The sequence below is a fragment of the Pseudomonas sp. GW821-FHT10B02 genome (assembly GCF_059415665.1).
Genome location: NZ_JBWKNR010000007.1, coordinates 66,012 through 89,564 on the forward strand (window position 1 = coordinate 66,012; position 23,553 = coordinate 89,564).

The following is a 23,553-nucleotide window of genomic DNA, read 5'->3' on the forward strand; positions in this document are numbered from 1 at the left end:
CCTCTGAAACCTAGAACGCCCTGCTCGAGAGTCAAACTGTGGCCCACGGGGGAATTTTTACCAAATCAGACGAAAGCTGCATGTTCGACGCAATCCCTTGGATTAAAGGCCTTTCGACCCGACGGGATGGGGCAAAGGTAGCGGCAAAACAACGTTAGCAAATGTGATAAAAACCCCGGATTCAGGTGTGGCCCGACTATGCCATTCAGGGCTCCAGGCGGCGCTGCTGGTAGATCCAATCGACTATTTCCCCATCCGGGCTGTAGCCACTAACGGTTTCACGCAACAATTGGCGAACACGACCGTAATCATCTTCAGAAATAGCCGCCAGCAGCTCTGCGAGACGTTCCTTCAGCATTTCCCATAGAAGGTGATCCTCATGCGCGCTCATTATCATCGGATGTTGGGTAGCATCGACGTTATCGCCGATCAACAGCTCTTCATAGAGCTTTTCACCTGGACGCAAGCCGGTGAACTCAATGGCAATATCGCCTTGCGGATTCCTCTCTGAACGTACGCTCAACCCTGACAGATGGATCATTTTCTCTGCCAGCTCGACGATTTTCACCGGCTCCCCCATGTCCAGGACGAATACATCACCGCCCTGCCCCATGGCGCCCGCCTGAATCACCAATTGAGCGGCTTCCGCAATCGTCATGAAATACCGGGTGATTTTGGGATGGGTGACGGTCAGCGGCCCGCCCGACTTTATCTGCTTATGGAAAAGCGGGATCACTGAACCTGAAGATCCCAGCACATTACCAAAACGCACCATGGTGAATCTGGTCTTGTTGACCCGCGAAACATTACTGTTATCACCAAACATCACGGGGGCGGGTTCACGGCTGAGCGCTTGCAAGGTCATCTCGGCAAGCCGCTTAGTACTCCCCATGATGTTGGTCGGACGTACCGCTTTGTCGGTAGAAATCAATACGAAGCTGGCAACGCCGGCCTGCAGTGCAGCTTGAGCGGTATTCAGCGTCCCCATCACATTATTGAGCATGCCTTCGGCAATATTGTGCTCTACCATCGGTACATGCTTGTAAGCAGCAGCGTGATAAACAGTATCGACATGCCAGCTTTTCATCACATCCAGCAGTTGCTGTTGATTGCGCACCGACCCCAGGATAGGCACCAGTCGAACAGGCAAAGACTCGCGCGCAATGCGCTGTTCAAGCTCACTGAGAATGCTGTAAAGATTGAATTCGCTGTGGTCGAATAACAGCAACGTAGTGGGCGCCAACGCAACGATCTGGCGACACAACTCCGAACCGATGGAGCCACCAGCCCCCGTTACCAGGACCGATTGCCTTTTAATGCAACGCTCAAGGAGCTCCTCTTGAGCCGGGACCGCGTCACGCCCGAGCAAGTCGGCAATATCAACCTCTTGTATATCATCGACCTTGACCCGCCCGCTGGCCAGGTCCATGAAAGCAGGCACACTACGCACATGCAGCGGAAAGCCCTCAAGGCGGCTCAAAATATCCCTGCGCCGAGCACGTGATGTTGAAGGAATTGCCAGCAGGATCTCCTGCGCCCCGGTCACATCGATCATCTGCTGGATGTTCTCCGGATTGAACACCTGCAATCCGGAGATGACCCGATCAGCGATACTGCTGTCATCGTCGATGAATGCAACGGGCCGCATCATCCGCCCCATACGCAAGGCGGCAACCAGTTGGTTACCCGCAGTGCCCGCGCCATACACGGCGACCTTGGTCAAGCCATCATCGCGGTTGGTGAAGGGTATATGCTGGGCGCCGGAAAACCAGTCGCCCATAAAGTACTGACGCATGGCCAACCGCAATCCGACAATAATCACCAAACTTAACCACCAATAGTTAAAGATGATCGAGCGTGGAACAACCGCCTGATGATTGCTGTACCAGAAAACCACAACCGCAAGAATTAACGAAGACAAGCTGACAGCTTTGATAATGGCGATGAGTGCGTCGTTGCCAAAATAACGCATGACCGCACGGTACATGCCGAAGCGAATAAACAAAGGGATTGCGACAACGGGGGCACTGAGAAACAGCCAAAAATGCTCTTTGACTGGATCGTAGATGTCCTCGATGCCTAAGCGTACGATGAACGCCAGCCACAACGCGACCCAGATCAGCACCACATCGGTGGCGACCTGTATCAGCCTTTTTTGCCGTCTCGGTAGTGCAACCAGAAACACTCGAACTGTATCCATGACGCTATCGCCCATCAGGCTTTCTCCCTCGCGTAACGGCACAAGACCGACTGTTCGTACCTTTGCCTTTTATCATTTCTACACGTTGAGAAAAGATTCGCTTTTTAGTTAATACCACCATTGATTTCTCGCTCTCCCGCATGATGCGCCCACGCCACCACCACGAGTAACACATAGGCCACGACGATACCAAGGGTTCCATCGAGGCTAAAACAGATCGCGGCAACAGCGAGCGGTAGCAGCCGGTACAGGTTGATCATCCTCACCGCAAGGGTGACAGAAAAAGGCTTCCAGAATGGCATGCTGCGACCTGACAGGCATGAATACAATGTGCTCCATATACCATTTCACCACACCCCATAAGCATCTGTGCAGGAGGGCCGTCCCAGAGCAAAAATCCTGCAGCAGCTATAGCGAGTAAGAGCGCCACCCGGACAACGTCGAGGTGTCCGGATAAACCGCAATGCAGGGATGCCCCCAGACAAACACAAATGGCTTCGACGCATTCGATGCCATCGATGAAATTGTAACGGTTAAGCATCCAAAACAGATAGAGAAGACCAAGAATTGCCCGAGCCTGACGGCCTCAGTAGCCGCCAGCTACCTCACCTGCAAAATCCGTACAAGCCAAAAACCAGCCTTCATTAACGCACCGGCCGACTGCAGTTGCTGCTGCTCGCTGGTTTCGTCACCAACGGCATGTTAGCGGCAGGCGCAGGTTCGGGGAGCGGTAATCATTTACACATGATCAGGCAGCCCCAAAAGCTTAAGTAGCTGACGCCTGACGCGACCGATCTACTCGCCGGCGGATTGAGTTCGTGTAGTAATCAACAGCAAATTGCGGATAAACCAGACCCCAACGACAGCGCAGCCGACAACCAGAATCGATAAAACTGCCAACTTACTGTAAACATCTACAGCCGAGAAGGAAAACACAAGAAAAGCAGCGCCAATGCTAAAGGCAAGGGCCCACCAATGCTTGCTAGTCGGGAGATTCAGCTTATCCAGCAAAAAGGCCATTGCTATTGAGTCCACGATAATGCGAAGTGTCCAGGCCCACGCAGCCCCTTCAATCCCAAAATAGTGAATAGATACATACAGAAGAGGCAGAAACAGAAAAAGCTCAAAAATATGCATACGTGCCATCCAGAACGCGCAGCCTCGCCCTAAAAGATAGGTCTGATAGATTTGAGCCAAGCAATTAACTAACACCCCTATCGACAAGATCCTCAGCGCCGGCGACGCCTCAATGCTGAACTCCTGAGAAATCCACCACCCCAGAAGCTCAGGTGAAAAGAGAATGATCCCGGCAACAACAGGTGTAACACAGGCCAGCACGATCGCACTGCCAATCACCAGTAACTGATTATTGATGCCGGTAAATTTCGAACTGCGTGCCATGTAGGGAAAAAGTACGCCGCTTAGCGCCGACGGCAAGATGAACAGCTTGGTGACGAACTCATAAGGTGTTGTGTAAAACGCCAGCGAGGGAGCGTAAGCGCTTGATGCGAGAAAAAATCTGTCCATGTAAAGCATTAACGCGCTGGCCAGGTTTGAAATCGTTATCCAACCGCCGAAGGTCAGCATATTTCTTAGCTCAACCATGCGTCTTGGACGGCTGACCTTGCCCTTGGAAAGGTAGAACCTGCACGCCCAGGCCATGATCAGAGAGCCTACGATTCGCGCGCACAGCATGATCGCAATGATGTAGTCAATTCTCGGCGCAGACGCCAGAACGAAAAGCGGTGCAATGAACGTCACTAGTCCGAAGCCAAGACGTACAACGGAAACGATGGAAAATCGATGGAAGCCTTCCAGCACCCCGCGAAAACCGCCACTTATGATGACCAGAGGGATACTCACCGCGAGCAACAGTATGCTGTTGCCGAACTCATCCTGGGCAATGCCAAAGCGTTGATAATCGAACTGGCGTGTCACAAACACTGCCAATACGCCCATGACCAAGCCGAAAGCGCCCATCAGGCCAATACCTGAGCGAATTAGCGAGCGAAGCCGGTCGGTTTGGCCTTGAAGGGCAGCTACACGCTTGGTCAGCGCTCGCGATATACCCAGATCGAACAGGCTAGCGTAGCCAATGACAGCCCATACCAGCGTCAGGACGCCGAAGCGTTGAACTCCCAGCGCGTGGATTATGTGCGGGACCGTCAGCACACCGACCAGCAGCGGAACAGCCAAAGACGTGAAGCTCAGAGCACTGTTGCGAAGTATCATCGAGCATCTGCCTTGATAGTGGCTGAACGGCAATACCTGCTTGCCAAGCCCGCCAGGAGCACAGCCAAACCGACTAGCAGCAGGCCTGCACCTGGATAAGCAAGTATTTCAAGGCGGGAGTAGATTTCAGAAATGTCCATCAGACACGTCCAGTCAGCGAAAGAATAGATCCGGCTTTCTGCTGTTTTGAAAGAGCACCCGGTGAACAGCGCGGCTTGCAACCATCCCACTGCCAGGCAGAAGCAAACCATGTACGCAAGCCACAGTCCCCATAAGGACTGCAGGAAAGGAAATCTGTCCCTGAGAAACCTCCAACCGGCAGCAAGCAAGAGGCCCAAAGGAGCGATCAACGTGTGCAGATACCAGCCGGGAGCACCTGATCCGACGCCGGTCGCGGCGATTCGGACCAGCAGATAGTAGATCAGGCCACTGCAAACAGCCCCGACAATCAGGACCGCCAACACAGCCAGTTCGCGGTTGTTGTGCGCGAGTAATCCGAAAGACGCGCACAACAGTGTCGCCAGCACAAGAACGACCGGCAGAACGAACACAACCGGAGGATAAGCGCTGGACGCCGTGCCTCCCCAGACGAATGTCATTCCAATGCCCAGTATCCCTTTAAGTACTTCAAAAGGATGCTGTACCGCCCCCAGCCAGAAAAAAGAGCCAGGTGCCGCAGCACCGGACAACTCCACCAAGCCGGTCAATGAGCCTCGCTGCATGAGATTGCTCAGATAGCCTTCACCGGTGAAGGCGAAAAAAACTGCGATGACCAGCAACGCTCCCGAGCATGCCTTAAACCGCTCTTTGCTTTCTGGAGAGCGAGCGCCCATCCATACCAGCCAGCCGAATACCGCAATCGATACCGGTAGAAACATCACCTTGGTGAGACCGCCCAGACCGAGCAGCACCCCAAGTGCGCCATACCAGTACCAGCGCTGGGGAGAGATGACGCGCCTGACCAACAGCGCCCAGACAAGGGAAAGAATCAGCAGGACCAGCGAGTCGTTACCCAACCGTGCAAATTCCGGGAGGAAACCAGGCAAAAGCAGAGGCCAGGCTAATGCAATCCTGGAGTAATCATCGCGAATTTCAGGGTAGACGATGCGCACCGCATGGCTTGTCGCCACAACCCCAATGACCAGTCCGGCAAATGCCAGGGACCAGGAAAAAACGCGCAACATGAACAGTTGCGCAACCCAAGAGAGATCAGCCGTCGCCACTAGCACGGGGCCAATCAACCTGTAATAAAGCGCAGGATGTTGAGCTTGCCAGTTACTGGCCATTCCCGCCGAGAAATGGCGTTCACTTGGTGGAGTCCCATGCGGTAACCCTTTAAAGGAATCGGCATGGGAAAACCATGTTCTGTAGGTGATACCTCCATTGTTATCGAATGGAGGTGTCGTGCTGTAGGGCATCGGCGCAGACCTTTGGTAGGCCTCCACGTTGGCCGACAGCCGGCCTTGCGCAACCGATGGCGCTTCTCCTATGTCCGCAATCTGCTGGGCATAGGAGTAATGAGCCACCTCATCGTAACCTTCCCAAGGGGGAAGGAAACAGATGAAGGCGATACCCAGCAGGTAAATAACGAGCCAGATACAGCCAATTGCGGGCCCATATCCTCTTGAACTCATACGGTAACACCGTAAGTTGACACTGAATCAACGCGACTCAAGGACAAATACTCGACTCAGAGAGCCCTACTGCCGCGGCAATCCGATTGGTGGGAATGTCCAATTGACGATAACGCGCAGCCGAGACTTCAATGGATGTTCCCATGCCAAATGGAGACAGCGTTTTGATCTTAATGCGAGTATCACCATTCGTAGGGAATACAGGGAATCTCACGGTCTTCTCGTTGGGGTTGAACGTCAATGGGACAGCCAACCGGTCATCAATCAATGCAAGATGCCTGGCGCTGCTCCCTAGTAGCGGCAGTCTGCGCTGCCAACCCGATACAGTGTAATCAAGCTCTACTTCATAAGCTGATATGTTGCACTTTTTTTCGGATATCGTGTTGTGGGTGGTTAATGTCAGGTCCTGCTGCCCCCCATCCTTAGAAATGTTCACGCTAATCCAGCTTGCATCATTGCCATAACTCTTGCCTTTCTTCCAGAAAGACTCAAACTTAGAAGAAGCCACAGGATCATATGATCTTAACAGGTACTCATAGACTGGCCATCTGGCACGAGTAAGCCAATTGTCATACCACACGAAGTTATTGATGTGCCGACCAGAAGGAACAGTAATAAGCTCCGGGGAAAGACGAGTTAGCCCATCTAGGTAATCCGCAAGCAGAGAACTATTGAATGTATGGAAAAGGAAGTCAATATTAGAGGCCTCTGGGGCATGCCCGAAAGTTTTTACACTGAGGATCCCCTTCATGAACTGAAAGACGGGAGCAATTTCCCCGACAACACTAACAGATGATTGATTCAAGTCGCCCAAATGAAATCCGTGCCGCGCGCTGGCGTCATCAACATAGCCAATGACATCAACCGTCGCACGACTCTTATCGACATTTACAACACTGAGCAAATCATTCGTATCACCAACAACCAAACTACCATGATCTTTTATCATATTAAGAATTTCAAGATCATTAAAAATTATACGAGTAACTACCTCTTCACCGCCATCTTCCAAAGACACAAGAAGGCGTTCTTTGAAATTATTGTAGGCTTCTATTCTCTGAGTTACGGTATATGTTGCACCACGATCAAAATCGTAGGGTAACGGATGCACAGATGAATCAAGTACAATGACACCGTTAGCATGAACTGCCGTAATACGATAGTTCACCCCTGCGATAACAACACCATCACCAACACGCAATCTGGCCCGCTCAGACTCTCTAACCCTAACTTGCAGCGTCCGCCCCCTAAAGAGGCCATCATAAAAATTATTATCAAATAGATTATGCTCTAGTTTCAGAGCACGAGAATTGAACGACACATACAACTCACTGCTTTTCCTATAGCAACTAATACTCCTTGGTAAGCGCTCCCATATTTTTTTTAGCGGACCGGACAGATTGAAATACAAATAGTTAGACTCTCGATCAATATCCCCAATCGAAAACTCCACATCATTAACCTGACAGAAATCCCCAACTGCAAGCGCCGCCGGTATGTGTTGCGAAAGCTTTATCCTATAGAGTCTCTTTACACCCTCATTAAAACCATCGACGAAGGTTCCTTCAGGATAAAGCACTAATGCCGCTTTATTTCCTTGCGCATATTCTAGCGCCAAAAACTGAGAGGCGTGGCCTCGCTCATTAGTCTGCAAGGCTAGCGCATTTAGTGGCAGTTTGACCCCAAGATCCGGTTGCTCCATGAAGAGGCCAGATTTCAAAAGTCCATGCAGAGAGTAATTTTTTGGAATACTCAACGCTGCTACGATGGCATACACGCAACCCAAAAACGTGATCGCCAGAATAAACGGAGCAGCCGCGATGAGATCACCAGGAATTCGATACTTTTCTTTTGCCTGGGGTACTGCTGTTACTTCTTTAAAGCCGAGTTTCACCAGCAGTGCAACAGCAACCACCAACAAGCACTTAAGTGCGTTATCGGCATATTGCTCCCCTGAGTAACTAGCGATAAAGGAGGTTAGCCCAACCAACCCATAAGCACCGCAAATCAATGTAAAGAAGAAAATCTGTTTGTCTTTTTTAGGAATAAGCAACCAAGACAGCCAGAGCAATACAGGGAGACCGATCAAGCAAACAATTAGTTTTGCAGAAACCTTGAAGGTTGAACTTCGATAGCGCGAAAAATCCAATGCATTATGAAGAAATTCATTTGGATAACTAGCATAGAACCACGTTTGATTTTTTGAAATCTCGCTCAGGTACCACAGCGGCTTTTGTGACCCAAAGATAATTTCATTGGAAAGAAGCAGAAGCGAAATAGAGACGACCGCGAGAAACACCGTAGCCAGCGTGACGCGCAATGGTTTAAAACCAATAGCTACGAAATTAGCAAGCATCATCGCAGCCAGCAAATAAAAACCTTGCTCACTCCCTAAATAGAATGCAACTACAAAAATAGAAGCTTGAACAAAAACGGTTTTCCTATAGAAACGACTTACAAACCCCCTCACATAGTCTTCATCAGCCAACTGCCTTGCCAGATAAGCCATATATAAAAAAGGTATTAACGAACGAAGGGAGTAAACATGCACTCCATCAATTGGATTTTGCGTCCCAAAAGTAAAGCGGTCCGTAACCAAAAAACCAATTAACAGAGCACTCGCAAGGAGTGACTTTACTCTATCCAGGCCCAGCCAACGAAAAATTATAAAATAGGCAAGAGGAACAACCAGATCTACTAACTTTGACGCTATTTGCGAGGCAAAAAAATCGCCCCCAAACAACTTAAATAAAGGATAGATAAGTACAGGAATAAGTTGACCATGAAAATAAAAAAAATCTTTGCCTGGCCACTCACCCATATCCATCCGCTTTAGCGGAAAATACAGTTGGAAGGCCCCATCATACTGAGGGCCATCGTAGATCCTGGCGCCGACGTAAGCATTCAGCCCACCACCTAAAAGGTAGGTCGCCACTAGGATTAAGCACATCGCTTTGATCAGGGTACTCGACCTCACAGGCCACAGCGAAAGCTGGAAGGTAACCACCACAGCGACGAGCATTACGGCCAGCGGAAAGTACTTTAAGGCCCAAACTGAACGTTCAGAAAAAAACACCCCTACAACTGAAAGCAGTAACACTACAACAGCACAATAGAGCAACATACCGCGCGCTATTTTCATATAGTTCGCGTCGGACTCAAGCAGATTTATGAGCCCCCTGAATTTTAACTTTGGCATTTATACTCTCGACGTAAAGACAATCTTTATAGTCTATGCGCACTAAATATGAAAAGCGCCGCCACTTCCAGCGACGGCGCTTAATTAATTTTCGAATGCAATCGTTAAAACTTACTTGGATTGTACGCACCAGTACAGGCCTTGAAGAGCGTAATTAACACTTCCAAGTTCCCTCTAAAAGCACTGATCTTTGTTGGAATCTCTCCCTTCGGGTAACGCCGAACGGTTGGCAACTCTATACACTTATAGCCCAGACGCGGTGCACGATAGGAAAGATAGGCCAACAGTTCGTATTTCGAGAAGACGTCCCGAAATATCGAAACTTTTGGATCAATCAACATTTTTCGGCTATAGGCCCGGAACCCTTGGGTCGTGTCGGTCCAGCCAAAGCCCGAGGCCAGACTCAACATTGGCGCATGGATGAACCGAATTGCGAAGTCCCTCGACTTTGGTGTGTTTTCCGCTGTACCACCCGCCACAAAACGAGAAGCCTGTACAAAGTCGGTACCCTGTTTGAGCGCTTCAATGAACGCCAGGATAGCGTCGGGATCATCCTTGTCGTTACCGTCAATAGTAACAACTCCTTCATACCCCTGATCGAGTGCAAACGCGTAGGCGCAACGAAGCTGAGCACTCAGTTTTCCCGCAGCGGTTTTGAGTACCAGGCCTCGCACCCCTACACGTTGCAGGGCTTCAAGCTCCAATGACCCATCGGTGCTACCACCATCCACGATGATGATATCGGCGACACTGGAAATGTTGACCGCAGCCATTCTGGCCAACAGGTTCTTGATTCTTTCGCCTTCGTTAATTACCGGAATCACTACGCACCAAGGGTGCTGCCGGCCTAGCCACAGTGGTGTTTCAAAAGAAGGCACCTGCCAGGATTCACGTACAGCGGGTGCAATATCAGGAGACGTCATCATGTGTTCCTTCAAGCTACGCGAGCCGTAATCAGTGCTACGCCAGCAATTACCAGTAAGATCCCAGCCCCTGTAGTCCAGTGGAAGGGTTCACGAAATATCAAAATAGAAGACATCGCCACAGCGGCAACCGCCCCAGCAGTCAAAACTGGGTGGGCAACGTTCAATGGGAGACGCGCCAAGGCGGCTGCGTACAGAAGAAACGCTGCGCCATAAAGCCCGAGTCCCAGCCAGAACGGCCAGTTACTGAGTGCAGCCATGGGCTCACTAAGAGATGGGAACTTGCGCGGAGCCATCATTGCCATCTTGATCAAAACACTTGCGGAGGCATTGGAAAGAATGCCAATCGCCAGGATGAACCATTTCATCGCGTAGCTCCAGCGCGAGGGGACCGGTAATACTGCGTCGCCACACTCAGCGCCCGCTCGATAGAGACAATGTGTGCTTCATCTTTGGTTCCCAGCATTTCGATCGATACCACTGGATTAACCAGAAACCGCTCAATAGCCGCAGCCATATTCCGGTGATTGGTACCACCGTCACCCAGTGTCACCAGATCGGGTTCGCTGGCATGTACATGACCTATCAGAGCAGCGCAGTCTTGCAGCACCGCCATCGGGTCTTCACCATTGATTTGTAGCGCACCAGTATCGAGCTGCATTTTGATGGCTGGATGACCAACCTGCTTCACCACCTCGGCGGTTTGCGCACTGGTGGTCATGAAGTTGGCGCCATAACATGTCGGGTTGGGCTCAAGGCAGATGGTTACCCCGCAGGCTTGGGCAATGTCACCCAGCTTTCTGAAAAAGGGTATCGCCACTTGCAGGGCTTGCTCATCGTCCAGACCTGTCCGATCCCTGTTCTTGGGTGAGCCGAACACCAACCGCGTGGCTCCCAGCCCCGCTGCGATCCGGCAAACGGCCGCAAGATGTTCCAGCATCGCCGTTTGAGATTGTTCCGAACCGAAAAGGTTCAGTCCGGAGGTGCCAAACAACAGCGCCTGCATGCCGGTGATTTCAATCCCTTGCTCAGCCCACCAGTTTTTGACTTGGGCGATACTCTCGTCCGAGGCATTGGCTGGTTCCGGAAAGTATTTTCCCGGTGCAACGTCTATCGCATCAACCCCGAAGCGCTGCAAGAGCTTGGCAACTGCCTCGTCCTCGGCCGCATCCCAGGCGATGTTGGAAATGGCCAGCCTCATGCCTTCACTCCAGAATTGGCCTTGACTGTTGGGGCGTCGGACTGTGCGTAGCTTCTAACTGCCAGAACGGTCTCGCGAGCGTTGTACTGATAACGGCCAGAAACTCCGAAAACCGCAGCGTGTTTTGTCTGCATGTCATACCTGGCCGCTGCATTGGAGAGGTGATTTTCGAACGGTTTGCCAAAACCCTTTTTTGCAACGTCTGCCACGCTGATTGGTTCTGCAGTCAAATGAATCAGCTTCAATCCAGCGTTCAGCGAAGCTTGAATGTCAAACCAGAGGTTAACCATCGGATAGAACTGAAACACGCCTCGGCTATCAATCGCTTCAAGGCTGTTATCGTTCAGGAAGTCAAAGATTACGTTCTTTCGCAGCCCTGGCCCTACAAGGCCGGGTAGGCGGACGATCAGGTAGTTAGAGAAATGACTTTCGACAAATTTTTCCAGGCGTCGGCGATTCAAGCCATAGGCATGCAAATCCTGCTCATCGACAACAGTGTCCTCGTCAACACCTTGGGCGCTTTTAAAAACATCAACTGTGCTGATCAATATGAATGTTTTGCATTGGATAGTTGCCAGGTGGGCGATCAGCTCGTCAATTTTCTGTTGATCTGCCTCGGGATCACGATTGGCAATCCATTTCTGCGCCGGGGCACCAGCACAGACGACCGTATCAAATGCCAGGCCGTCGATTTCACCGATGTTGGTTGAACGATAGAGAGAGTCAAACTCCGTTTGTTTGAGGAGCGTCCCACCCACGAACCCCGAGAAACCTATCAGTGCGTTTTTCATTCATTTCTCCTGCATATTCGTGAACGGCCCGGCAGATAAAATCTCTACGTCCAGCTTTTCAAGAACATCATAAATATTGTCTATTTTTCCGCCGAGTATCGAATAGCAACCTGGCAAGTCCTGATGTCTTTCAAAAAGAATCGGGCGCCCGTCATCACCTTCATTTTTTACCAGGACGGTTTTAACTTCGAATAGCGAATCAATGTGTTTGGCCTCAAACACCGCTGGGATATAGCGTCCAACGTCCCGAACCATGCGATCGACGCGGCTATCCCGTTCGTACTGCCCGAGCTTTTCGTAGGGATCAATTCCTTGCTCGTCGTTCCAGTTCAGGTGCGGTGTATAACGGACATGAGACAGTGTATGCAGGCCTCGAGCCGGGAATGGCATCATCGAAAAAAACGGGCCGTCCATTACCGTGACACCGAGACCGTGGAGCGAGTCGGGCATTTGCATGAGCGCCATTTCGGTAATTTCTTGTTTCAGCCCGGAACGGACACCGGAAAAGTCCCCTTTGAATTGATTGAGACCGCTATAGGTGCAGTTGAATACATAACGACAGGAGAGCAGCTCCTTTACCCCGTTCTGCGCTTGCGTCACAACCTCCAGTGGGGCCTGCGTGCCTTTTGAGATTTCGGTGACCCGCGTGTTATAGCGAATCTGCACCCCGCTTTCTTTAAGCTCTTGTTCAGCCCAACCGGCAAGCTTGGTCGTGTCGAAAGCGTACTCCTGGACTAGAAAAACGTCCTCGATCAGGCGCGGTTCAAACAGAGCTCGTAACGCCGGATCTGCAGGTTGAAGCTCGGCGCCGATTTCTTGACAGAATCGCTGGAACTGCTTTGCTGTGACCTTCGAATTCCGGCGAGCGATCGCGTAGAGCTTGGTAAAGTCCTGTCGGACCACATCGGGCCAGTCCTGGACAAACCTGGGAAGGTTTATCCGGCTTCGAAACGCGGTAGTGAAGCTGCGCGGGTAGTGATAACCGTTATGCACACGTGCCTGGTTATTATAAGAGGCGCGCTGCATAAGAGCCCCTTCACGCTCTACCAGCACGACGCGCTTGAAGCCTCTTTGCTTGGCCAGATACACGGCAATAGCCGCGCCGTAAAAGCCACCGCCAATGATGACCGCATCCTGTCCGCAATCCAGGTCTGACATCAGGACACTCGATCGCTGAATTCGGAGGTCGGGGCTTGCGCGACGTCTTCAATGTTCAACTTTTCGCGGCGGGTCATGCGTGCACTGGTGAACTCTTGGCCAACGTGATAGAGCGGCCCTTCATTCGACAGACTGGCCATGTTCAAGATGTACTCACCCAGCACCAGAAGTACCAGCGATATCAGAAAAAACATCCCAGACTGCTGGAGCGAGAAACTGATCCACCCCGGGGCGACGTCCGTTTTCAAGAAACCGATGGCAACCACATAAATGGAGTAGATGAGGTTGGCGATTGCTCCAAACATCGAGAGTGAGGTCACCAGACGCATCGGCGCGCGCGTCGTCGAAACCAGTAAACGCATGCCGCGATCAATGCTTTCTCCGAGCCGCTTAGGTCGAGAAGCTTTCGGTTTTGCGCTGTAAGTGAGGTAAGAACGGGCAAACCCCCCGGTCGCCGGAAGGTGACGGTAGGTCACGGCCGGTTGCGGGTGCTGAAGAATGAAATTGATCACTCTCTTGCTGAGCATACGGTATTGCGGGGCTTCTTTGGCCAAGTGAACGCCATTGAACCAGTTGTACAGCCCATGGAACAACGCAAAAGCGCCCCGGTACGCAAGACTTTGCAGCGGTTTTTGCTCATTGTTGGCAAATACCACGTCGGCGCCCCGTACCGCTTTGTCGAGCATTTCCGGCAAGAAGTTCAAGTCATCAATCAGCGGATCAATAACGGCGACAAAATCGCCCAGGGCGTTTTCCAGACCAACCCATGAAGCGGTATCCGCATCTACTTCTTTGGTAAGTGCATACACCTGCAAATTGGCAACTCCATCTTCGCCGGTGAGTCGCTTCATTACAGAAATACTGTCATCTTCTGACGCATTATCAACAATTATCAACTCATAATCACTGACCAAAGTAGAGATTACAGCAGCCGCATCGGACAACACGCCTTCAATGATATCCGACTGATTTCTAACAATAAAAACTACAGACAAAAATGGCACTTTAAAATCCTATCGTAGTCATCAATAAATAAACACTGATCATTGCATATTGAGCCACCCGCCATGCTTCCAAATGCCAGACCTTACGCCTCGACACCTTAACCACGTGCAGCTCAACCACCTTTATCAGTCATTTCCCCTTGATCAAACAAGCCACTACCAACCCAATGTTCCCCAGCCGTGTTTGCCTATAAACACCGGAGCGTTTCAGGTTAACCAAAAACCCAAAAAAACCTTGGCTTACTGCTAGCTTAAATCGCTCAAGCGTCAATGCATTCTCATCCGTAAGTCGATGTCGGATCAGCTCCAAAGCACCAATATTTTGGTCGTTCCAATTGCTAAAACGCCCTTGACGCAGCATTTTCAAGCGCTGCCAACGGGCTGACCAGCCTGAATTGCTGCCAATAATATTTTCGCCGTGCTGGCGATATAACAGCTGAGGAGTCGGGTCGTAATAAATGACGCCCCCTGCCCCTGAAATAAGTTGGTACGCCCACCAGTCGTGAGCGGGAACATCGAGATTGTCCCCGGCCTCCTGCAACAAGTCACGCGCGGCCTGGTTGAACACCATAGTATTTCCGCCACCAATGTTTTGTACCAACGCATTGGAGAAACTCGGCGGGCGGCAGAACCTTGGTGAGTAACCTATGGTTTTTTTTATTTCATCAATCAGCTGGGTTCTGCCACAGTAAAGCGCTGGAATGTGCGGGGGGATCGTTTGCAGCCAGGCAACAGCTGCCTCGAGCTTTGTTTCACTCCAAATATCATCCTGATCAGACCAGGCGTAATAATCAGCGTTTATATCTTTGCGGCAAACCAGGGAGAGAAAATTTGCAACGAAATTGCGCTGCGGACCAGAAACCACTGTCACTCGACCCACATCAAGACTTTGTTTATATTTATCGAGAATTAGCAAAGTTCGATCTGTGGACCCATCATCTGAAACAACAAGACTCCAATGACGGTGGGTTTGGCGCTCGAAAGAGTCTAGTTGCTCTTCCAGAAAACGCTCTCCGTTATAAGTACACATCAGTATTGCAACATGCGGGGTCGCGCTGCGTAGCGAACATTCGGATAAAATCTGAGACGTGCCTAAATCGACACCTGCAGAATTAGAAATAGGGTTCGCCACAAGAATCACTCCCAGAGTACAGATCAGCAACGGCCCGACCCAGTGCCGTGATTACAACAGCCCACTTCAGAAAAATACCGCTCGACAGGTGGCTTACGATTGTGTCCAAAAATACCACAAAAGCCCTTTTTTCAAAAAAAAAAATGAGCTCATAAGCGGACGATGGTCAGAAAATCGCCTGCTTTCGGCGATGACCGCGAAAGCCAGGTACGACACCTCACCTTCCGGCAAAGCGCCGTCATACCCTATACCGCTCTCAACGTTGAATTACCGCCACGATCCAGCTGAAAGCCAACGGCCAGGATACCTACAGGTGACTGCACAACACCCCGGGAGCGGTTTCCGATCAAGAACCCGCAAGCCTGCAATCATGGAACTGCTCACCACATACGCCACGGTAAACCAAGCGCACGCAGTGCGCATACCGGCAAAAGCATCTTGCGGCCATTGAAAAAGTACTTCAGTGGCCTGAATAGCGGCTCCGGGCAGGGTCTGTCATTGCCCCCGCGGTCGGCCCAGCGAAGTCTTGACCCCAGCGCCTGCATCTTGCTCAACAACACCATCGACGTCAGCGGCGCTCCGTTGTCCGAGTGCAGTCACCGCGGTTCGGGTGAAGACTGCTGGCCGATCACGCCACGCTGCAGCCTGCCCCTCCTGGCGCGCCCCCTATCAAGACATTACTGCTCCCCAGAAGCCAGAAAGGATTCCTGATCGACCGGGCGCAGTACGATCTGGATCACAGCGACCTGCTGGACAACTTATCTATTGGAATTCCCGCTTTTAATTTCCACACCAATATCATTAACGGAAAGTAAGCCAACAGGACGCCCAACGAGCCTGACAGCCAGCCACGCCCCACCAGTAATGCCAAAGGAAGCAGGAAGAAAACGTTTATAGCCACCACACTCAACGTTACTACCACGTGATGTTTGAACAAATCAGTCGCATGTTGATAGGCGTGACTGCGATGAGCCTCATATATTTTGTCTCCGCGTACAAGACGCTGAACCAATGTCCATGTCGCATCTACGACGAACACACCAAAGAGAATAATCCAACTCCAAAACAGCTCGGGAGAACTTCCCGCCGCCTGAACTGCCAAAACCCCTAGCACAATCCCCAGAAACCCGCTCCCGGCATCCCCCATAAAGATCCGCGCCGGAGGAAAATTCCACCAAAGAAATCCCGCTACTGCCGCTGACAGGATCAATGGCAGCCACATCAACTCGGTATTCCCACTAAACCAATAAACCAGACACATCCCCAGGCAGACACTGATCACTTCAGCACTAGCCAAACCATCAATGCCGTCCATAAAGTTATAGAGGTTAAGCATCCAGACCAGATACACCAGCGCCAGAATGTTGCCAATCCACCCCAAATCAGTGCTGATACCGAACAACTCAATCGAAGGAAGGCCGTTGAGCCAGAACAGGGCCCAAGCCGCCGCAATGAAATGTCCAAGCAACCGCCACCTGGCAGCGATATGCCCATGGTCATCGACGAACCCGATAAGGGCAACGAGCAGGCTCGAACCAAGCAGGCTATAAAAGGCCACAGGGCTTATCAGGTCCAAGCCGGCAAGGACAGGCAGCGCCAGGAGAAAGGAGACCACAATGGCCACCCCTCCCCCCCGCGGCGTCGGGATCGAGTGAGAGCTGCGCTCGTTAGGTATGTCCATCAAGCTCTTGACCAAAGCGTAATGGCGCAAGAGGAGCGTCAATGCCCAAGAAACAGCGAATGCCGTGAGCAGCAACCACCAAACAGTCATTTCGTTTGTTTTTCCAGGTAATGGCCAGCGGTCTGGCGCATGGCTGTGTCCGAACTGACGGGTGGCGTCCACCCCAGTAGTTCAAGATTTTTACTGATATCGACTTGCAGCGATCCACATATGCGCTGGGCTACGGCTTGCTTGCCCAGCATCGAGGCAGCCAGCTTTAGCATCCACTCAGGTAGAGGCAAGAGCCGGGCAGGTTTACCTAGCGCTTTGGATAGGCGACACAGCAGTTGAGTAGTAGATAAATCGTCGCCATCACTCACCAGAAAAACCTGGTTGGCAGCGGCAGGATGATCAATACAAGTAACAATGAGGCTAACCAAGTTCTGGATGGCTACCAGGCTACGCTTGTTCCGAATTGCGCCCAGTGGCAAAGGAACACCCCTGTTGAGCCAATTCAGCATGCTCAGAAAGTTGGCCTTCACACCAGGACCGTAGACCAGTACTGGACGGATGATCACTACCTCCATACCTGTATCATGGCCCAGTTGCCTCAAAGCCTCTTCAGCCTCTTGCTTGGATACACCATATGGATCCTGCGGACTCGGCTGATCATCGGCTTTGAACGGTTTACCAGGAAGAGTGCTCTCGCCGTTGACCTTGATAGAGCTGATAAAAATAAAACGTCTTACTCCCGACTTCACAGCCTGGCGTGCCAACCGAAGGGTGCCCTCTACGTTGACTTTGCGAAACTCTATCAAGGCGTCCACGGCAGTCTCATGCATCACATGCACTCGGGCGGCCGCGTGAACGACTACCTGTACGTCATCCAGCGAGGGAAAAGTTTTGGGATCGGTCAGATCAAAAGGCACAACGGAGCACACACCATGCAACCGTGTGGTGCCGCGAGCAGCCGCGATAGGGGTGAACTTTTTGTCCAACAACAGCTTCAGGACCAACGCCTCGCCGACAAATCCACTCGCCCCTGTGACCAATACCTTCGGAGCATTCATTCAGCTTTATTCCCTGTCAACGCAGTGGCCCAGCAAATAAAAAAGAAAAATACCTTGTCGCGTACCCGGCGCCGGCATTGCCACGCGCTGAAGGACAGTCGAAGCAGTTGCCAACGCCGCAACTGCAGCCAGGTTTTCACGAACGGATCAACACCCTGCCCAACCAGACGAGCTATCAGCTGCACTTGATTGAACCACCAACCGTCATGAATGGTTCTGTAGCGAGCAATCAATGGGCTCAACCCGGTGTTGGCACCGACCTGATTACGCTCATGCTGGCGATAATCCATGGACGGCACGAAATCGATGAACCAGCGGTAGCCGTGGCTACGTGCAAAGGCGTAGCAGTACCAGTCATGCAGGCTGACATCTTGCAACGGCTTCCAGTTGGCGAGAATCGATGCTTTCAAGGAGTCAGCCAGTTTTTTGCTCAACACATAAGTACAGCCGGGGCCAGCCGCTTCGAAGAGAAAATCCCAGGCTACCTGGGGTTGCGCCTTGTCCAGCAGATGGGTTCTACCGTCCGGCCAGAAGGCCGTAACGTTACTGGAGTAGGCATCCACGTGATGGGTCTCAAGCGCCCGGGTTGCACGCTGCAGCTTGTCCGAGTGCCAGACGTCGTCCTGATCGGCAAAGGCGATGAAGTCATACCCGCCGAAGTCAACATCGCGGATCAGTCTGAAGAAATTACGCGAAGCACCGCCAAAACAGCCAGCGTCCGGCAGCACAACAACCCCGGGATGCTCAGCAGCATAAGCCACACACCAGGCTTCGGTTCCGTCGATGGAGGGGTCGATACTGATATAGACGGTTACATCGACTGCCGACTGACCGAGAATGGAAGCCAACTGTTCCTCGATCCACTGCATGCCATTATAGGCAGCCAGCAAAACCGCAATCTTGGGATGTTTTACTGGCATGTCTTTTCTGCTTGCACCACTGATTGCTACTGTTCGAAAGGATGAAATACTCAATTCAGCGGGAGCTCAAGTCCAGCAGGTTCCGCAGGTACTGGCCGTAACCGGCTTTCTTCAGCGCATCAGCTTGAGCGCGCAACTGCTCCGCGGTAATCAATCAGTGATTGTAAGCAATCTCTTCCAGGCAAGCCACTTTCAATCCCTGGTGCAACGATAGGTACAAAGCGCAGCGGCATGCAACCTGAACAGCTATACGACAATCGACCAGAACACCCCGACCACCACTTCATGACATCGAGCCTTCATCCGGGTATTTCTACCGAAAGCCCCCGACCCTCTTCGTCATAACGACTCGTCAACGCTTGCGCCAACACTTCCTTGGCCCGCCTCTCGCCATGCACAAGCACTATCCTTTCAGGCCACTCCTGCATCCCAGCCACAAACTCTACCAGCCCTTTCTGATCCGCATGTGCCGAATAACCGCCCAAGGTTGCCACCCTGGCTTTGATCTCATACATCTCACCCTCCAGGTCCAGCATCACAAATCCTTGCGCACCTTCACTGGCCTGGATCACTGCGCCCGGCGTCCCCCTGGCTTGATAGCCGACAAACAGCACCTGATGGCGTGGGTCGCCAAGCATGGCCTTGAGGTAGTTGACGATACGCCCACCGGTACACATGCCACTGCCCGATATAACAATCGCCGGCCTGCCGGTACTGGCCAGGTAGTTGACGGTTTTGATGTGCTGATCATGGCTATCAATGGTGATCAACTGACGAAAGCGCAGTGGACGCCTACCCTCCTCCAGACGCTGGCGCGCCTCTTCATTCCAGAAGTCACTCAGCTCGCGGTAGGCCTGGGTGAAGCGGCTGGCCAACGGCGAGTCGAGTATGATCGGCAACTGCGGCCAATCAACCGCTAGCCCTTCTGCCGAGCGCAGCGCGCTTGTGCCCAGCGCCTTGCGGTGAAGAATATCCTCGATCTCATACAGCAATTCCTGGGTTCGCCCCGCACTGAACGCAGGTATCAACACGGTGCCGTGGTCGGCCAATGCTTGATCGATCATCCGCTCAAGCCGCTGCTGTCGGTTAATGCGCTCATCGTGCAGGCGATCACCATAGGTGCTTTCCAGGACAAGGATGTCTGCGCGTTTGGGCGACACTGGCGGACGCAACAACGGGGTATGGCTGGCACCTAGATCACCAGAAAACACCACTCGCTTACGGGTACCGCTGGGGAGGTAGTGAAGATCGCATTCGACATAAGCCGATCCCAGCACATGACCTGCTCGCTGCAGGCGAATGCGGCAGGTCAGCTCGTCGGTGCAGAGCACTTCGTACCACTGCTCGTACGGTAGCGCTACGACTTGCTGCTCGACGAGTTCTATATATCGCTCTATCGTGGCTTTTTCTTGCGTGACACCCAGCCGCAGGGCATCTTCGAGCACCAACGGCAGCAGCCTGGCAGAAGGCTGACTGCAGATGATCGGTCCCTTGAATCCGGCTGCCAACAACCCGGGAATGCGACCGACATGGTCCAGATGAATGTGGGTAACCAGTAGCGCTTCAATCCCGCTTATCGGGAAGTCGATGGCTGGCCCCGGAGATCGCCCTGTGCCCACCCCCTGGAAAAGCCCACAGTCGATGAGCAGGCTACTGACAGCATTAAGGTGCAGCTGGTGACAAGAGCCAGTAACGCCGACGATGGCGCCATGATGGGTGATGACAGGGTATGTCATGCGAGCCCGCTCCATGGTTGTTTTATGGAGCGCCATTACCCCACAAAACCGCGACACTGCCACCTGGCACATGAGGTCAGCGATTGTAGGTGATTTCTACATATCACCGCAGACGATCTGCCCAAACAAAAAAGTTTAGCCGCTGATGCGACGCGCCCTCCCCTTGGCACGGAGCCCGACATAAACACCCATCAATGGCCCAACCAGCAAACCTAGCAACAGCGCGGCCAACACAACAACAGACAACGGCAATGCCGGCGCGGACCAGCCGAACATGACCAAGGCAACGACCTGTTGGTTTTCCAGCACAAAAAACAGCACCAGCGTCGCCAATGCCAGAATGAACAGCACCACCAAGGCGCGCTTGAGATTACGCATAACTCGCTCCCTGGCGATGATTAGCCGGCATGTTCATGCTGCTCATCTTCATTGACGCGGTCGCGCAGCTCTTTACCCGGCTTGAAATGCGGCACGAACTTGCCATCGAGACTGACCGACTGGCCGGTCTTGGGATTGCGTCCTACCCGCGGTGCACGGTAGTGCAAGGAAAAACTGCCAAAGCCACGGATCTCGATGCGATCTCCAGTCGCCAGGCACTGGGACATCTGTTCAAGCATGGTCTTGATGGCCAGCTCGACATCCTTGGATGAGAGCAGCCCTTGATGGGTGACAATACGTTCGATCAGCTCCGACTTCGTCATATTTTTCCCTTCTTTATCAAGCAGCTAGATCATTGCTTCATTGTTTTTAGCATGACCTGAGGGATTTGAACAGGGTGGTTATTGACTTAATCGAAGTTTCTTGAATTGCCTCTTCAAGGAAAAATCATGGCACTTTGCCTGTAACTTTGCCAAAGCCAGCCAGCACAAGGGTTACAGCGGTAAACGCAACCTGGGACAAAAGCAAATCGCGGGCATAAAAAAGGGCGACCGAAGTCGCCCTTTTTTAGATCCAAGCAGAACTTAGTTCTGTTTGGCCATTGCCTGACGCAGCAGCGCGGCCATGGTGGTATCAGCAGCTTCCGGAGCAGTTTCTTTCAGGCTCTGGATAGCTTCTTTCTCTTCAGCGTCGTCTTTCGACTTGATGGAGAGGCTGATGACACGGCTCTTACGGTCAACGCTGATGATCTTGGCTTCGATCTCTTCGCCTTCCTTCAGGACGTTACGCGCATCTTCAACGCGGTCACGGCTGATTTCGGAAGCTTTCAGAGTGGCTTCGATGTCGTCGGCCAGGGTGATGATAGCGCCCTTGGCGTCAACTTCTTTAACGGTACCTTTGACGATAGCGCCTTTGTCGTTGACAGCAACGTAGTTGGAGAACGGATCGTCTTCCAGTTGCTTGATGCCCAGGGAGATACGCTCACGCTCTGGATCTACGGACAGGATCACGGTGTCCAGCTCGTCGCCCTTCTTGAAGCGACGTACGGCTTCTTCGCCCACTTCGTTCCAGGAGATGTCGGACAGGTGAACCAGACCGTCGATGCCGCCGTCCAGACCAATGAAGATACCGAAATCGGTGATCGACTTGATGGTGCCGGAGATCTTGTCGCCCTTGTTGAACTGGCCAGAGAAGTCTTCCCATGGGTTGGACTTGCACTGTTTGATGCCCAGGGAGATACGACGACGCTCTTCGTCGATGTCCAGAACCATGACTTCCACTTCGTCGCCGACTTGTACGACTTTCGAAGGGTGGATGTTCTTGTTGGTCCAGTCCATTTCGGAAACGTGCACCAGACCTTCCACGCCTTCTTCCAGCTCTGCGAAGCAGCCGTAGTCGGTCAGGTTGGTAACACGCGCCATGACGCGAGTGCTTTCTGGGTAACGAGCTTTGATAGCAACCCATGGGTCTTCACCCAGTTGCTTCAGGCCCAGGGATACACGGTTACGCTCGCGATCGTACTTCAGAACCTTGACATCGATCTCGTCGCCAACGTTGACGATTTCCGATGGGTGCTTGATACGCTTCCAGGCCATGTCGGTGATGTGCAGCAAGCCATCAACGCCGCCCAGGTCAACGAATGCGCCGTAGTCGGTGAGGTTCTTGACGATACCTTTGACCTGCTGGCCTTCCTGCAGCGATTCCAGCAGAGCTTCGCGCTCGGCGCTGTTTTCGGCTTCCAGGACGCTGCGACGGGAAACGACAACGTTGTTGCGCTTCTGGTCCAGCTTGATGACCTTGAATTCCAGCTCTTTGCCTTCCAGGTGGGTGGTGTCGCGCACTGGGCGGACATCAACCAGGGAGCCCGGCAGGAACGCACGGATACCGTTAACGTCGACAGTGAAGCCGCCTTTAACCTTACCGTTGATAACGCCCTTGACCACTTCTTCGGCGGCGAAAGCTGCTTCCAGAACAATCCAGCACTCGGCGCGCTTGGCTTTTTCACGGGACAGTTTGGTTTCGCCAAAGCCGTCTTCGACCGCGTCCAGCGCAACGTGAACTTCGTCACCGACCTTGATGGTCAGCTCGCCAGCTTCGTTGTAGAACTGCTCGAGCGGGATGACGCCCTCGGACTTCAGGCCAGCGTGTACGGTAACCCAGTCGCCGTCGATGTCGACAACGATACCGGTGATGATCGCACCCGGCTGAAGATTGAGGGTTTTCAGGCTTTCTTCAAAGAGTTCTGCAAAGCTTTCGCTCATTTTAATTCCTGTAAATAAGGGCGAAACATACGCCCATCAGCCACATTCCAGACA

At 52.3% G+C, this 23,553-nt stretch carries 20 protein-coding genes and 1 pseudogene; all 21 read right to left on the reverse strand.

The window, feature by feature from the left end:
- Positions 1-205: 205 nt before the first annotated feature.
- Positions 206-2,200 carry a polysaccharide biosynthesis protein gene (locus tag AC07OF_RS12510; protein WP_157194699.1) on the reverse strand — a complete coding sequence of 665 codons (1,995 nt, stop codon included), beginning with the start codon at positions 2,198-2,200 and terminating at the stop codon, positions 206-208.
- A gap of 104 nt (positions 2,201-2,304) precedes the next feature.
- Complete coding sequence (locus AC07OF_RS12515) at positions 2,305-2,502, reverse strand: hypothetical protein (protein WP_198325451.1); 198 nt, start codon at positions 2,500-2,502, stop codon at positions 2,305-2,307.
- Complete coding sequence (locus AC07OF_RS12520) at positions 2,463-2,741, reverse strand: MraY family glycosyltransferase (RefSeq protein ID WP_157191667.1); 279 nt, start codon at positions 2,739-2,741, stop codon at positions 2,463-2,465. Before AC07OF_RS12520 ends, AC07OF_RS12515 begins: the two co-directional genes overlap by 40 nt.
- A gap of 254 nt (positions 2,742-2,995) precedes the next feature.
- Positions 2,996-4,432: a flippase gene (locus AC07OF_RS12525; RefSeq protein ID WP_157191666.1), complete on the reverse strand. Its 1,437-nt coding sequence runs from the start codon at positions 4,430-4,432 to the stop codon at positions 2,996-2,998.
- Positions 4,429-6,066: a glycosyltransferase family 39 protein gene (locus AC07OF_RS12530; RefSeq protein WP_157191665.1), complete on the reverse strand. Its 1,638-nt coding sequence runs from the start codon at positions 6,064-6,066 to the stop codon at positions 4,429-4,431. Before AC07OF_RS12530 ends, AC07OF_RS12525 begins: the two co-directional genes overlap by 4 nt.
- Before the next feature lie 37 nt (positions 6,067-6,103).
- Positions 6,104-9,265 (reverse strand): hypothetical protein, encoded by a 3,162-nt coding sequence (locus AC07OF_RS12535; RefSeq protein ID WP_157191664.1) that lies wholly within the window; start codon positions 9,263-9,265, stop codon positions 6,104-6,106.
- Positions 9,266-9,369: 104 nt separating this feature from the next.
- Positions 9,370-10,188: a glycosyltransferase family 2 protein gene (locus tag AC07OF_RS12540; RefSeq protein WP_157191663.1), complete on the reverse strand. Its 819-nt coding sequence runs from the start codon at positions 10,186-10,188 to the stop codon at positions 9,370-9,372.
- An 11-nt stretch (positions 10,189-10,199) separates the two neighbouring features.
- On the reverse strand, positions 10,200-10,556 hold the full coding sequence (locus AC07OF_RS12545) for an SMR family transporter (RefSeq protein ID WP_157191662.1): 357 nt from the start codon (positions 10,554-10,556) through the stop codon (positions 10,200-10,202).
- Positions 10,553-11,389 carry a sugar phosphate isomerase/epimerase family protein gene (locus AC07OF_RS12550; RefSeq protein ID WP_476445676.1) on the reverse strand — a complete coding sequence of 279 codons (837 nt, stop codon included), beginning with the start codon at positions 11,387-11,389 and terminating at the stop codon, positions 10,553-10,555. Before AC07OF_RS12550 ends, AC07OF_RS12545 begins: the two co-directional genes overlap by 4 nt.
- A complete protein-coding gene (locus AC07OF_RS12555) occupies positions 11,386-12,180 on the reverse strand; it encodes a Rossmann-fold NAD(P)-binding domain-containing protein (RefSeq protein ID WP_476445677.1) in 795 nt (264 codons plus the stop codon). The genes AC07OF_RS12550 and AC07OF_RS12555 overlap by 4 nt, the downstream gene beginning before the upstream one ends.
- Positions 12,181-13,338 (reverse strand): NAD(P)/FAD-dependent oxidoreductase, encoded by a 1,158-nt coding sequence (locus AC07OF_RS12560; RefSeq protein ID WP_495072937.1) that lies wholly within the window; start codon positions 13,336-13,338, stop codon positions 12,181-12,183.
- Positions 13,338-14,342: a glycosyltransferase family 2 protein gene (locus AC07OF_RS12565; protein ID WP_157191658.1), complete on the reverse strand. Its 1,005-nt coding sequence runs from the start codon at positions 14,340-14,342 to the stop codon at positions 13,338-13,340. Before AC07OF_RS12565 ends, AC07OF_RS12560 begins: the two co-directional genes overlap by 1 nt.
- A gap of 130 nt (positions 14,343-14,472) precedes the next feature.
- Positions 14,473-15,474, reverse strand: a complete 1,002-nt coding sequence (locus AC07OF_RS12570) for a glycosyltransferase family 2 protein (RefSeq protein ID WP_495072938.1) — start codon at positions 15,472-15,474, stop codon at positions 14,473-14,475.
- 736 nt (positions 15,475-16,210) lie between these two features.
- On the reverse strand, positions 16,211-17,245 hold the full coding sequence (locus tag AC07OF_RS12575; RefSeq protein WP_495072970.1) for an MraY family glycosyltransferase: 1,035 nt from the start codon (positions 17,243-17,245) through the stop codon (positions 16,211-16,213).
- A complete protein-coding gene (locus tag AC07OF_RS12580; protein WP_495072939.1) occupies positions 17,242-18,204 on the reverse strand; it encodes a UDP-glucose 4-epimerase family protein in 963 nt (320 codons plus the stop codon). Before AC07OF_RS12580 ends, AC07OF_RS12575 begins: the two co-directional genes overlap by 4 nt.
- Entirely contained in the window at positions 18,201-19,124 is a 924-nt protein-coding gene (locus AC07OF_RS12585) for a glycosyltransferase (RefSeq protein WP_495072940.1), read from the reverse strand. Before AC07OF_RS12585 ends, AC07OF_RS12580 begins: the two co-directional genes overlap by 4 nt.
- Positions 19,125-19,179: 55 nt before the next feature.
- Positions 19,180-19,326, reverse strand: a pseudogene (locus AC07OF_RS12590) (glucose-1-phosphate thymidylyltransferase); the annotation flags it as partial.
- A gap of 97 nt (positions 19,327-19,423) precedes the next feature.
- Complete coding sequence (locus AC07OF_RS12595; protein ID WP_495072971.1) at positions 19,424-20,860, reverse strand: MBL fold metallo-hydrolase RNA specificity domain-containing protein; 1,437 nt, start codon at positions 20,858-20,860, stop codon at positions 19,424-19,426.
- Positions 20,861-20,995: 135 nt separating this feature from the next.
- A complete protein-coding gene (locus AC07OF_RS12600) occupies positions 20,996-21,238 on the reverse strand; it encodes a lipopolysaccharide assembly protein LapA domain-containing protein (RefSeq protein WP_157191652.1) in 243 nt (80 codons plus the stop codon).
- A 20-nt stretch (positions 21,239-21,258) separates the two neighbouring features.
- Positions 21,259-21,561, reverse strand: a complete 303-nt coding sequence (gene ihfB, locus AC07OF_RS12605; RefSeq protein WP_107026305.1) for an integration host factor subunit beta — start codon at positions 21,559-21,561, stop codon at positions 21,259-21,261.
- A gap of 261 nt (positions 21,562-21,822) precedes the next feature.
- A complete protein-coding gene (gene rpsA, locus AC07OF_RS12610; RefSeq protein ID WP_045180061.1) occupies positions 21,823-23,499 on the reverse strand; it encodes a 30S ribosomal protein S1 in 1,677 nt (558 codons plus the stop codon).
- Positions 23,500-23,553: the final 54 nt, after the last annotated feature.